The sequence below is a fragment of the Streptococcus phocae genome (assembly GCF_001302265.1).
Lineage (GTDB): Bacteria > Bacillota > Bacilli > Lactobacillales > Streptococcaceae > Streptococcus > Streptococcus phocae.
In genome coordinates, this window is the sequence record NZ_LHQM01000010.1 from 182,472 (window position 1) to 195,416 (window position 12,945).

General features: G+C 40.7%; 12 protein-coding genes. 8 read left to right on the plus strand and 4 right to left on the minus strand.

Features of this window, described 5'->3' with window-relative positions:
- Positions 1 to 133 precede the first annotated feature (133 nt).
- Complete coding sequence (locus tag AKK44_RS03550; protein ID WP_054278542.1) at positions 134 to 1,384, minus strand: extracellular solute-binding protein; 1,251 nt, start codon at positions 1,382 to 1,384, stop codon at positions 134 to 136.
- 227 nt (positions 1,385 to 1,611) lie between these two features.
- On the opposite strand from AKK44_RS03550, the gene AKK44_RS03555 reads away from it, so the two are divergent.
- From AKK44_RS03555 to glgP, 3 genes are read left to right on the plus strand one after another with little or no spacing between them, the layout of a single operon-like run.
- A complete protein-coding gene (locus tag AKK44_RS03555) occupies positions 1,612 to 2,634 on the plus strand; it encodes a LacI family DNA-binding transcriptional regulator (RefSeq protein WP_037595494.1) in 1,023 nt (340 codons plus the stop codon).
- A 51-nt stretch (positions 2,635 to 2,685) separates the two neighbouring features.
- The gene (malQ, locus tag AKK44_RS03560; protein ID WP_082385545.1) at positions 2,686 to 4,260 is read left to right on the plus strand and encodes a 4-alpha-glucanotransferase; all 1,575 of its coding nucleotides are present in this window, start codon (positions 2,686 to 2,688) and stop codon (positions 4,258 to 4,260) included.
- 24 nt (positions 4,261 to 4,284) lie between these two features.
- Positions 4,285 to 6,552 carry a glycogen/starch/alpha-glucan family phosphorylase gene (gene glgP / locus AKK44_RS03565; RefSeq protein ID WP_054278544.1) on the plus strand — a complete coding sequence of 756 codons (2,268 nt, stop codon included), beginning with the start codon at positions 4,285 to 4,287 and terminating at the stop codon, positions 6,550 to 6,552.
- Between the two features lie 62 nt (positions 6,553 to 6,614).
- Here the strand turns inward: glgP and AKK44_RS03570 are convergent, their stop codons facing one another.
- Positions 6,615 to 6,908, minus strand: a complete 294-nt coding sequence (locus AKK44_RS03570; protein ID WP_052123841.1) for a hypothetical protein — start codon at positions 6,906 to 6,908, stop codon at positions 6,615 to 6,617.
- A gap of 221 nt (positions 6,909 to 7,129) precedes the next feature.
- Positions 7,130 to 7,435 carry a hypothetical protein gene (locus AKK44_RS03575; protein ID WP_037595490.1) on the minus strand — a complete coding sequence of 102 codons (306 nt, stop codon included), beginning with the start codon at positions 7,433 to 7,435 and terminating at the stop codon, positions 7,130 to 7,132.
- Between the two features lie 164 nt (positions 7,436 to 7,599).
- Between AKK44_RS03575 and trhO the strand changes: the two genes are divergently transcribed.
- Positions 7,600 to 8,580, plus strand: coding sequence for an oxygen-dependent tRNA uridine(34) hydroxylase TrhO (trhO, locus tag AKK44_RS03580; protein WP_054278545.1), 981 nt, complete (start codon positions 7,600 to 7,602; stop codon positions 8,578 to 8,580).
- A 167-nt stretch (positions 8,581 to 8,747) separates the two neighbouring features.
- On the plus strand, positions 8,748 to 9,650 hold the full coding sequence (locus AKK44_RS03585) for a TDT family transporter (RefSeq protein ID WP_054278546.1): 903 nt from the start codon (positions 8,748 to 8,750) through the stop codon (positions 9,648 to 9,650).
- A gap of 132 nt (positions 9,651 to 9,782) precedes the next feature.
- Here the strand turns inward: AKK44_RS03585 and AKK44_RS08645 are convergent, their stop codons facing one another.
- Positions 9,783 to 9,959 carry a DUF3042 family protein gene (locus AKK44_RS08645; RefSeq protein WP_082385537.1) on the minus strand — a complete coding sequence of 59 codons (177 nt, stop codon included), beginning with the start codon at positions 9,957 to 9,959 and terminating at the stop codon, positions 9,783 to 9,785.
- Positions 9,960 to 10,100: 141 nt separating this feature from the next.
- Here AKK44_RS08645 and miaA point away from each other — a divergent pair, with 141 nt between their 5' ends.
- The 3 genes from miaA (at position 10,101) to AKK44_RS03600 (ending at position 12,939) form a co-directional block, all read left to right on the plus strand.
- The gene (gene miaA, locus AKK44_RS03590) at positions 10,101 to 11,000 is read left to right on the plus strand and encodes a tRNA (adenosine(37)-N6)-dimethylallyltransferase MiaA (protein WP_054278547.1); all 900 of its coding nucleotides are present in this window, start codon (positions 10,101 to 10,103) and stop codon (positions 10,998 to 11,000) included.
- 72 nt (positions 11,001 to 11,072) lie between these two features.
- Positions 11,073 to 12,311: a GTPase HflX gene (gene hflX / locus AKK44_RS03595; protein WP_054278548.1), complete on the plus strand. Its 1,239-nt coding sequence runs from the start codon at positions 11,073 to 11,075 to the stop codon at positions 12,309 to 12,311.
- Entirely contained in the window at positions 12,304 to 12,939 is a 636-nt protein-coding gene (locus tag AKK44_RS03600; RefSeq protein ID WP_037595486.1) for a class I SAM-dependent methyltransferase, read from the plus strand. The genes hflX and AKK44_RS03600 overlap by 8 nt, the downstream gene beginning before the upstream one ends.
- Positions 12,940 to 12,945: the final 6 nt, after the last annotated feature.

The window sequence follows — 12,945 nt, forward strand, 5'->3', positions numbered from 1 at the left end:
GACTAACCCCCAAAAGAACGTATCATAATGGAGCTCAGTTCCACTCCCTTTTGCAGATGAGTAAACAGGTTTATGTTAGAAGTTACTCACCCCTGTACTTGTTTATTGTGGTATTTAGTAAATGATAGCTTGCTTATTTTGTTCCAGCGATATCTTTGTCAAATTGTTGTAATTTAGAAAGGAACTTGCCTTCTTTGAGTTTACCGTTAAAGGCATCGCTAAGGATTGCAGCACTTTCAGTCCAGAAGGTACCCATTTGACTAAGTTTTGGCATAACAACAGTGTAATCTGATGATGATCCCATAGTGATTACAGTTTTAGCAAGTTCATCTGATTGAACAGCATCTGAATCTTGAACTTTTTTGTTAGCTGGAACAATATGGCGTGTTTTAAATTGGTTTTCTTGGCTCTCAGCATTTGTTAGGTATGACGCAAGTTTATAGCTTGCAGCGATACGTTTGGTGTCGCCTTTAGCAGGCGCTTGGTTAACAGCGTAGAGTTTTACACCCAAGAATGCTTTTTGCTGAACAGTTTCACCACCGATGGTTACTTTTGGATAAGCCGCAACACCAAGATTTTCTTTGCCGATTGCTTTTTGAGCAGCCTCAAAGTCCCATGGGCCTGATTCAAATGAAGCAACAGATCCGTCACCAAATTGAGACATAACATTGTTAGGGTCTAAGTTAACGAAGCCTTTGTTTGATGCTTGGTCAGAAATCCATTTAAGAACAGCGACACCTTTGTCGTTACCCCAGTTAGTGCCTTTGACGTCTTCGCCGTCTTCACCAAATAAGGTGTTGCCAACTGACATAAATAATGGGCCAGTAGCATAAGCGTTAGCTTGTTTAAAGGTACCACCAAAGGTTGCTTTTGAGGTGATAGTGTCATAAGAAGTTACATCTTCTGCAGCTAATTTTGTTTTGTTGTAGAAAAGAACTTGTGACTCAATACCAAATGGGAAAGCATAGGTTTTTCCTTTGTAGTTAGCACCACGGATAGCTTGTTCTGTAGCAGTTTCGGTAATTGTTTTAACATATTCTTCAGGAACTTCTTGGATGGTGCCTGATTCAACTAATTGTCCAAGTTGGTCATGAGGAAGCGAGAAAACATCAGCGGCAGTTGAAGCGTCTTTTTTGATTTTTTCTTGTGCTTTAGGATCTTCTGATTCCACAACTTTAACCTTGTAGCCAGAGTCTTTTTCAAATTTTGCAACGATATCACTGTATGATTTTTTAGCCCCTGTTGGCACCCAAAGTTTAATGGTTTTGGCATCAGAACTAGCAGTTTCAGTTTTATCTTTAGATTGTGATCCACATCCAACTAATAGAGCACTGGCAAGTGTGACACTTGCTCCTCCGACGATAACTTTTTGCCATGATTTCATAGCTGTTTCCTCCTAAAATATATTTCTTACACTTATTATTATGCAACCGCTTGCAGTAAAAGTCAAGTCTTTTTTAAAAAAAATGTTATTTTTTAGAAAAAAGACAGATTATTAAGCAATTCAGGAAAATGGAGTGACTGTTGATTTTTTGAAAGATAATTGTATAATGGAAACAAAATACATGCAAACGTGTTCTTTCAGATAAAACAAGATAAAAAGAGGTTTATATGGTAACAATAAAAGATGTCGCCCTAAAGGCAGGAGTGAACCCCTCTACAGTGAGTAGGGTACTTAAGGACAATCGCTCTATTTCGCAAAAAACCAAGGAAAAAGTCCGAAAAGCCATGACTGATTTAGGCTATGTGCCCAATGTCGCAGCGCAAATGCTTGCTAGCGGTCTGACCCATAATGTCGGTTTGGTTTTTCCTCCAATCAACAGTAATGATCGTTTAAGCGAGCCTTTTTTCATGCAAATTTTATCAACCATTACTAACGAGGCAAAAAAACATCATTTTACCGTTTCTATTGCGACAGGCCGTTCAGTAGAAGACTTGTTAGAACAAGTCACTTTGATGTACCTTCAAAAGCGAGTTGATGGGTTTATCATTTTGTATTCGGAACAAAATGATCCTGTTCGGAATTACTTGATTGCCAAAAAGATTCCGTTTGTGATTGTAGGAGCTCCAGAAGGAGACGCAAATAAAATCACCTATATTGATAACGACAATCAACTTATGGGAAAAACTGCGGTGGATTATTTGCATGACATGGGGCACAGCCAACTATTATTTATCACCGATGATCTAGAATCAGAGGTCACGTCAGAGCGTTATATCGGCTATTTAAAAGGCTGTTTGAAATTATCTTTGGACAATCACCCGATGTTATTATTTGACCGCAAAGATCCTCTGACCGTTGAGAACGTCATCAAAACCATTCGCTCTTGTAAGGCTAGCGCGTTAATTGTGATTGGGGACGTTTTATCGGTTAGACTGATTCAGTTGCTATCTTTTTATGGCATGAAAGTTCCAGATGACATTTCCCTTATAACATTTAACAATTCAAGTTATGCCAAATTAATTCACCCCTATCTAACGACGTTTGACATTAACGTTGCCCATTTAGGAGAAACCTCCGTCAATAAACTATTAGAACTGATTAAGGCTAAAGACCAGCCTCTTAGTCAGAAGATTTTAGTGCCTTTTAGCCTTAAAAAGCGCGAAAGCGTCTTGGATAGGACCAAACCATAAGACAAAATAGAGCGACCTTTTGGAAAAAGGTTGCTTTTTTTCGAGAAACAATTGACTTATGCAAACGGTTGCGTTATAATTTCATCATACGAAAGTTTTAAAACGGCGACAAGGAGAAAAAAGATGACGAAACGTGCAAGCGGTATCTTGATGCATATTAGTTCTCTTCCAGGACAATTTGGAATTGGAACCTTTGGAAAAGAAGCCTTTGAGTTTATTGATTTTTTGAAAGAAACCAAGCAAACTTACTGGCAGATCTTACCTCTGACAACCACTAGCTTTGGCGACTCCCCTTACCAATCGTTTTCGGCAATAGCAGGAAATACACATTTTATTGATTTTAAAGCCTTGGCTAAAGCAGGGTATCTAGAGGTCTCAGACTATGAAGGCGTCTCATTTGGTGCGACCTCTGAATCGGTTGATTACGCACAGCTTTTCAAGGCGAGACGTCCCATACTGGAAAAAGCAGTTTCGGCATTTCTATCGACGCCACAAGGTCAAAAAGAATTAGCGACCTTTGAAGCAGAAGCGACCTGGGTAAATGACTTTGCTGAATTCATGGCTATTAAAGAGCATTTCAATAACAAAGCGCTTCAAGAGTGGGATGATGCAGCAATCATCAAACGAGAAGAAGTAGCTTTAGCCAACTATCGTCAGAAACTTGCTAAAGCCATTAACTACCACAAGGTGTGCCAGTATTTCTTTTACCAGCAGTGGTTAGCGGTTAAGGCTTATGCCAATAAAAATGGGATAGAAATCATTGGTGACATGCCAATTTATGTCTCAGCAGATAGTGTTGAGGTTTGGACCATGCCAGACTTGTTTAAGGTTGATGCTGATAAAAATCCACTTTATATTGCAGGTGTGCCTGCTGATGGCTTTAGTGAGGACGGTCAATTGTGGGGCAATCCAATCTACAATTGGACAAATCATAGCAAGACTGATTTCGCTTGGTGGATTTACCGCATTCAGGAAAGCTTCAAGTTGTATGATCACCTGCGCATCGACCATTTTAAAGGTTTCTCAGATTTTTGGGAAATTCCTGGTGGAGATACTACTGCTAAAAATGGTCACTGGGAATCAGCTCCTGGTATAGAACTTTTCGAAGCCGTCCGAAATGCCTTGGGAGATCTTCCGATTATCGCAGAAAATCTTGGTTATATTGATGCAAAAGCAGAGCAGTTATTAGCCTCGACTGCTTTTCCAGGGATGAAGATTTTAGAATTTGGCTTGTATGATGTGACCAGTCAAAGTCTTGACCTGCCTCATAACTATGACTCAAAGAGTATTGTGTATACGGGAACTCATGACAACGAAGTGGTTAATGGTTGGTATGACAACTTGACGGCAGAACAGGCTAGCTTTGTGGATGCTTACCTCCACCGCACGGCAGATGAGCCTATCACAAAAGCGATGCTAAGAACCATTTTCGCAAGTGTTAGTGACACTGCTATCTTATGCATGCAAGATTTATTAGATAAAGACGCTGACAGCCGTATGAATCTCCCAAATACTGTTGGTGGCAACTGGCAATGGCGGATGCTTGCAGATGACATTACTGTTGAGCATAAGTCCTACTTAAAAGAGTTAACAGAACTATATGGCCGAGCAAATGCTCATCTTTAGAGGAACGAAAAGAAAGAGGATACTATGAAACGTTTTACAGATTTCGCAGAAACTAAACTAGGCAAACCTTTGGCACAAGCTAGCAACGAAGAGATTTATTTGGCCTTGCTTCACTTCGTCAAAGACCAAGCGAACGACAAATCTAAAAATACTGCTAAGCGCAAGGTTTACTATATTTCAGCTGAGTTTTTGATTGGGAAGTTGCTCTCAAATAACTTGATTAACTTAGGTATTTACGGTGACATCAAAGACGAGCTAGCTGCTGCTGGCAAATCAATCGCTGAAGTAGAAGATGTTGAATTAGAGCCTTCACTTGGTAATGGTGGTTTGGGACGCTTGGCGTCATGCTTCATTGACTCTATATCTAGCCTGGGCATTAATGGCGAAGGTGTGGGTCTGAATTACCATTGTGGACTTTTCAAACAAGTTTTCAAACACAATGAACAAGAAGCAGAGCCTAATTTCTGGATTGAGGATGAATCATGGTTGGTTCCAACAGACGTTAGCTACGAAGTGCCTTTCAAACACTTCACATTGACGTCTCGCTTAGACCGTATTGACGTGTTAGGCTACAAGCGCGACACTAAAAATGCGCTTAACCTTTTTGACATTGAGGCTGTTGACTATGGTTTGATAAAAGATGGCATTTCATTTGACAAGACAGATATCAAGAAAAATCTGACCTTATTCTTGTACCCAGATGATTCTGACAAAAATGGTGAATTGCTCCGCATTTACCAACAATATTTCATGGTATCAAATGCTGCACAGTTGCTTATTGATGAGGCTATCGAACGTGGGTCAAACCTTCATGACTTGCCTGATTATGCTTACGTGCAAATTAATGACACACACCCATCATTGGTAATTCCAGAACTTATCCGCCTACTAACCGAGGCACACGGATTTGAATTTGAAGAAGCAGTATCTGTAGTCAAACGCATGGTCGGCTACACGAACCACACTATTTTGGCAGAAGCATTGGAAAAATGGCCAATCGATTACCTGAATGAAGTAGTACCACACTTGGTGAACATCATCGAAAAATTGGATGCTCTTGTGCGTGCAGAAGTGTCTAATCCAGCGGTGCAGATTATTGATGAAACAGGTCGTGTGCACATGGCTCACATGGATATTCATTTTGCCACAAGTGTAAACGGGGTTGCTGCGCTTCACACAGAAATTTTGAAAACTAGTGAGCTCAAGGCTTTCTACGACCTTTATCCAGAAAAATTCAACAATAAAACAAATGGAATCACTTTCCGTCGCTGGTTAGAATTTGCTAACCAAGATTTGGCGGCTTACATCAAAGAGCTTATCGGTGATGATTATCTAACAGATGCGACCAAGCTCGAAAAATTGATGGCGTTCGCTGAGGATAAGGAGGTCCATGCCAAACTTGCTGAGATTAAGCACAGCAATAAAGTGGCACTTAAGCGTTACCTTAAAGAGAACAAAGGCATTGAATTAGACGAAGAATCAATCATCGATACTCAAATCAAACGTTTCCACGAGTACAAACGCCAACAAATGAATGCGCTCTATGTTATTCACAAATACCTCGACATTAAAAAAGGAAACTTGCCAAAACGTAAGATTACAGTTATCTTTGGCGGAAAGGCTGCCCCTGCCTATATTATTGCTCAAGATATCATTCACTTGATTTTATGCCTGTCTGAGCTAATCAATAATGACCCAGAAGTAAGCCCATACCTTAATGTCCACCTAGTTGAAAACTATAACGTGACAGTGGCAGAGCATTTGATTCCTGCAACAGATATTTCAGAGCAAATCTCTCTAGCATCTAAAGAAGCTTCAGGGACTGGCAACATGAAATTTATGCTAAATGGTGCTTTGACCCTTGGTACTATGGACGGTGCTAACGTTGAGATTGCGGAGCTTGCTGGTATGGAAAACATTTACACATTTGGTAAAGATTCAGATACGATTATTGATCTTTATGCTAAGAGTGCTTATGTTTCTAAAGATTACTACGAAGCTGACGCCGCCATCAAAGAAGCTGTTGACTTTATTATCAGCGAAGACCTCATGTCATTTGGTAATGGTGACCGCCTTGCTCGCTTGCATCATGAACTAATCAGCAAAGACTGGTTTATGACCTTGATTGACCTGGCAGAGTATATTGCTATCAAGGAAAAAATGTTAGCCGACTATGAAGACCAAGAACTTTGGATGACCAAAGTCGTGCATAACATTGCTAAGGCAGGCTTCTTCTCATCAGACCGTACGATTGAACAATATAATCAAGACATTTGGCATTCTCACGAATAAACTGAGCATGACAGTATACAAAACGCCACTCCCAGTTATGGGAGTGGCGTTTAAATGATGGATTAGTGAAAGTGATTAAATGTTGTGCTAAGGATATTGCTTAATTCGTGTTTTCGCTTTAGTTTCTCTAAGCATTTCAATAATGGTTGCAGTTCTTGCGACCGGCTATTGTTGAGACACTCTGTCAAAACATAGGGATAGAGCTTGTGGGCAACATAACCCAATTTATGACCATCGTTAATACACTTAGATGCTAACAATAATTTTTCTTTGAGGTCTTTGCTATTGTCCAAATCATCATTATTATAGATATCTCTGATGTAATTCATTAATTGTGTTTGTGTTCGTTTCTTCATGTCGAAGACCTTTCTAGTTTCAATGCTGTGATAATAGGCATGTCAGAGGAGTGTTGGGGTGTGAATGGTCTATCTCTGCTAAAAAGTCAGAGCATTGATTAAAACCCAACGTTGATAGGGCTGAGCCACTCTAATCTTGAGAGGTTCACTGCCCCAAAGGCGTGTCATTAATAAGACACACGGTAAAGCGAAGCGGTTATTCTTGAGCCAGCCAATAATCGTTATGCTAATAAAAAGGGCTCGATGGTGATATCTTGTTCAGGATAGGTGTCGATTAAGTATTGAGAGACTTCCTCATACAGGGACTTGATGCGATGACGTTTTTCTGGAAACTCAAAACCAACATAATGAAACTGGCATTCAATGGTTAAAAACAAGTCATGAAAGAGACTGTTCATCAACTCCAACTGATCTAATAAGGGTTGGTCATGTTGAATAAATTCAGGCACCTCATTGTCTTGACCTAAGAGTGCGTTTGATACCGTTAAAGGGTAGGTTCCATATTCTAGGCATAATTCGTAAGTCATAGTCATCTCCTTTTCTCCATTTTATCATATTTAAGAAATAATGCAGAGAAAATAAGTGTTAAAAAAGCGATAAGTTTGTGATATTTTATTCAAGCGGATAGTTTGCTTCTTAAATACTATTAAGGGTATAATAGAACATTATTATGTTACCATTAGGAGATATTATGTCAAAAAAAGTTAGAGTCCTGCTCTATTATAAATACGTGCCCATTGAAAATGCAGAAGCCTATGCCGCTGAGCACCTAGCCTTTTGCCAATCGATTGGTCTAAAAGGACGTATCCTAATTGCCAAAGAAGGCATTAACGGAACGGTTTCTGGCGACTACGAAACGACTCAAAAGTATATGGACTGGGTGCATAGCGATGAACGTTTTGCTGACCTATGGTTTAAAGTTGACGAAGATAATCAAGAACCGTTCAAAAAAATGTTTGTTCGTCACAAGAAAGAAATTGTGCACCTTGGTTTGGAAAATGTCGATGATGAGGACGTTAACCCTCTAGAGCTGACGGGTGATTACCTCTCACCAAAACAGTTTAAAGAAGCCTTATTGGACGAAAACACCATCGTACTGGACACTCGTAACGATTACGAGTACGATTTGGGACACTTTAGAGGAGCTGTGAAGCCAGATATTCGCAATTTCCGCGAGTTACCACAATGGGTTCGCGACAACAAAGAAAAGTTCATGGACAAACGTGTGGTTGTTTACTGTACAGGCGGGGTTCGCTGTGAGAAATTTTCTGGCTGGATGGTTCGAGAAGGTTTCAAAGATGTGGGGCAACTACACGGTGGAATCACTACCTATAGCAAAGACGAAGAAGTCAAAGGTGAACTTTGGGATGGCGCGATGTATGTTTTTGACGAGCGTATCGCTGTTCCTATCAACCACGTTGATCCAACTGTCATTGCGCGTGATCATTTTGACAACGAGCCTTGTGAGCGCTATGTCAACTGTGGCAATCCTTTTTGTAACAAGCAAATCTTTGTTTCTGAGGAAAATGAGGCGATTTATCTTCGAGGCTGTTCACCAGAATGCCGTTCTCATGCTAAAAACCGTTATGTCGCTGAGAATGGTTTGACACAAAAAGAGTGGGCAGATCGGTTAGCGGCGATTGGCGAAAGCCTTCCCCAAGCTGGCGCTTAATAAGCACTAAAATCATGTTTAAAAAGGCTAGGAGCTGGTTCTTCTAGTCTTTTTTTGCGTAGGGACATATGATATAATGAAAGGGCTAGCAAGCCATTATGTAACTCAATTTTTGCCTTCCTTTCCCCTTTGGGATTAATTTATGACTAAATAGAAAAGGACATCCAATGAAACAGGTTAAACATCCTCCTTTGGTTATCTCAGGGTTAGTATTAGGAACTCTGTCTTTAGGAAATTTATTAGGGCATTACGTGCTCCCTCTCAAATACCTCTTAACAATAGCAGCAGTGGCTTTGTATGCTTTATTGATTGTCTCTATTATTAGAGCGCCACCACGGGCAAAAACACAACTAGCCCATCCCTTGATAGCATCTGTATTTCCTACCTTTTTCATGACAGGTATGTTATTATCATCTTGGGTGATGGCAACACGATGGAGCGCTTTTGGAAGACTGTTTTGGTGGTTCTTTCTTTTGGGAAACTTCTGTTTGATTATTTATTATGTTTTCCGATTTGTTTGGCGCTTTTCTTGGGAAAATGTCTTTCCTTCTTGGTCAGTCTTGTTTATTGGAATAGCTGTGGGAGCTTTGACAGCACCAGCTAGTCGCCAGTTCATCTTAGGGCAGTTTATTTTTTGGATTTGCCTGGTGATGACCGGTTTGATTTTGCCATTTATGGCAAAAAAAGCCTACCTAATAGGTCTCGATGAGGCTGTTAAGCCTAATATCTCGACTTTTTGTGCCCCAATGTCGCTCTTATCAGCAGCCTATCTCGCTAGTTTTCCCCTACCAAGTAGGTCAATGGTTATCTTTTTAATGATTGCATCGCAGCTGCTTTACTTTTTTGTGCTTATCCAGTTGCCTATATTGCTAAAAAGACCTTTTAATCCTGGCTTTGCAGCCTTCACCTTTCCTTTTGTGATTAGTGCGACATCCTTGAAAATGAATCTAGCTTATTTAGGGTTGGCACCATGGTGGCAATACCTGCTTTTTTTTGAAGTTTTAGTTGCAAGCCTTTTGGTGACTTATGTCTATAGTCACTACATTCGTTTTTTGATGAGTGATGCTTAGCAAATCATGCCGCAAAAAAAGTCCTCGTGTCGAACGATTCTGACAACTAGATAAATCATCTAATTGTTTAGAATCAGGACAGCACGAGGACTTTTTAAGTTACAACTAGTTGCAACTTGGGTAGAGGACTGCTTAGCGGGCAACGCGACGACGCGCAGCTTTTTTGCGGTTTTCTTCAACAAAAGCAGCTTTTTCTTCTTCTGGGTCAATGATGGTTTTTTTAACAGCAAAGACAGCACCCGCAACAGTAGCAGCAGTTGCGAGGACACCAGTCGCAAGACCTTTTGCAAATTGATATTTTTTAGCCATAGTAGTTCTCCATTTCTATAAGAAGACATGAGTTGTCTGTAAATCTTATGTTATAATATATGGTAACGAAAAAACGTATAAAATTCAAGCGAAAGATGTTCTAGGAACTTCTTTTTACTGAGGAAAGAAGAGATATTGCTAATGATAAAAGATAAGATTGTGGTCATTGTGGGGCCAACTGCTGTGGGCAAGACTGCTTTGGGCATTACCTTGGCGAAGGCTTTTAATGGCGAAATTATTTCAGGAGACAGCCAGCAGGTCTACAAACAATTGGATATTGGGACCGCTAAGGCTACGCCTGAAGAACAAGACGCTGCTAGACATCATTTGATTGACATCAAGGAGGTCACGGAGCCTTATTCAGCATTTGAATTTGTTAAGGATGCTAAGTTAGCGATAGCAGATGTGATTAACCGAGGCAAGTTGCCGATTATTGTTGGAGGGACGGGCCTATATCTTCAAAGCCTATTAGAGGGTTACCATCTAGGTGGTGACGTAGACCAGCAGGCTCTCTTAGCCTACCGCAAAGAGCTAGAACAATTGGATGATGAAACACTCTATGACTTGGCAAGACAATGTCAGAAGCCTCCGCAGCAGATGACGCGTAGACGAGCCATACGGACACTTGAGTTGGCAAAGTTTGCAGGTGCTTTAGAAAACACAGAACCTCCGTATCAGTCCCTAATTATTGGTTTGAACGATGAGCGCCAAGTCATTTATGACCGCATCAATAAACGCGTAGACCATATGCTTGCTTCAGGATTGCTTGAGGAGGCACGCTGGCTTTTTGATGCTTATCCAGAGGTACAAGCCAGTCGAGGCATCGGCTACAAAGAGCTTTTTCCTTACTTTAGAGGAGAGGTCAGTCTAGAAGAGGCTGGAGAACAACTCAAGCAAAACACCCGACGATTTGCCAAGCGTCAATTGACTTGGTTTCGAAATCGAATGGCTGTTTCATTTGATCACATTACAGACGCGGATTATCCTGAAAATATCCTCAAAAAAGTGGCAGCCTTTCTTGAGGAATCCCCTAAGGACTGATGCTAAAGGTTTAGTGATGACTTGAAAATATGCTATAATAGAAATTACGGAATTTGGAGGATTGGTCTAGTGATGATAGAGACACAGGTGAATCGAGAAAGAGCTATTTTAGTTGGTGTTGCCCTGCAAACCACTGATAATTTTGACATGTCGATGGCTGAGCTAGCAAATCTTGCCAAGACAGCTGGAGCAGATGTTGTTGATACTTTTACTCAAAAACGCGACCGTTATGACAGCAAAACCTTTATCGGCTCAGGAAAGCTAGACGATATCAAAGCAGTTGTCGAGGCTAATGAGATTGATACGGTTATTGTCAACAATCGGCTGACTGCTCGTCAAAATGCAAATTTAGAAGCTGCTTTAGAGGTTAAAGTCATTGACCGTATGCAGTTAATTTTGGACATTTTTGCCATGCGAGCAAGAAGCCACGAAGGAAAACTGCAAGTGCACTTGGCTCAATTAAACTACCTGTTACCACGACTCGTGGGGCAAGGTGTGATGCTTAGCCGTCAGGCAGGAGGTATTGGGAGTCGAGGTCCTGGTGAGAGCCAGTTAGAGTTAAACCGTCGTTCAATTCGTCAACAAATCATAGAGATTGAGCGCCAATTGGCAGTGGTGGCGAAAAATCGTCAGACTGTTCGTGATCGCCGCGTGTCATCGGACACGTTTAAGGTCGGCTTGATTGGCTATACCAATGCAGGAAAATCGACCATCATGAATGTCCTGACAGACAATAAGCAATACGAAGCCAATGAATTATTTGCTACGCTTGATGCAACAACCAAGCAATTGTATTTGCAAAATCAATATCAAGCAACCTTAACAGATACGGTGGGCTTTATCCAAGACCTACCGACAGAACTGGTAGCAGCCTTTAAATCAACACTAGAAGAAAGTCGGCATGTGGATTTGTTGCTACATGTTATTGACGCGAGTGATCCAAATCACTCAGAGCATGAAAAAGTCGTATTGGACATTTTGTCAGACTTAGACATGCTAGATATTCCTCGATTAGCCATTTATAACAAGATGGACCTTGCTGATGGGCTTACAGCGACAGCTTTTCCCAATGTAAGGATATCTGCAAGCGATAAGCAGAGCAAAGATGTCTTGAGGCGCTTGATTATCGACCAAATTCGAGATATTTTTGAACCTTTTTCAATCAAGGTGCATCAGGACAAAGCCTATAAGCTTTATGCCTTGAATAAAATAGCTCTCTTGGACAATTATCGCTTTGACGATGAGACCGAAGACATTTCGGGATACATTTCCCCTGAAAACAAATGGAGACTTGACGAATTTTATGACTGATTATATTCAATTAGCCATGACCTATGGCGGTTTTACCAGTTTAGACAAGGTTTACCTAACCAATAGGCTAAAAGAGCTGACAGAAGCACAAAAATTAGCTTTTATCACGCCACCACCTAGCGTGATAAACGCTTATTTTGCGGAGATTTATCAAAAACAATCACCTGCAGCAGCGACAGATTACTACTATGATTTGTCACGCGCTTTGCAGCTAACCCCAGAGGTGCCTTCGTTTGACGAGGAAAAGCCCTTTGTGCGCCTCAATTTACTTGGAGCTTCGTATGGCTTTGTCTATGACAAAGACGACGAGGTTGCGATTGTTTTTTCAGAAAAGCCAGAGGCTGTCAGTTCCGAGCTATTGTTTGAATTGGCCCGCATTTTTCCACACTATGTTGTCTACCTAGACAATAAGGTTATCAAAATGGCTAAACCTCAATTTGATGATGCGTCTTTAACAGACATCACACCAGAGGGCGTTTTACTAAGCAAGGTATATCGTTTGAGCGATGATGTTACCCTTTTAAAAGGCTTCAACACTGAAGAACTATTGGCTTTGCGCCAAGATTTTTCTGGGCAATGTTACTATAGCTTTGCTCAGAGAGAATTTAAGATTTACATCACGCATTAGAAAGAA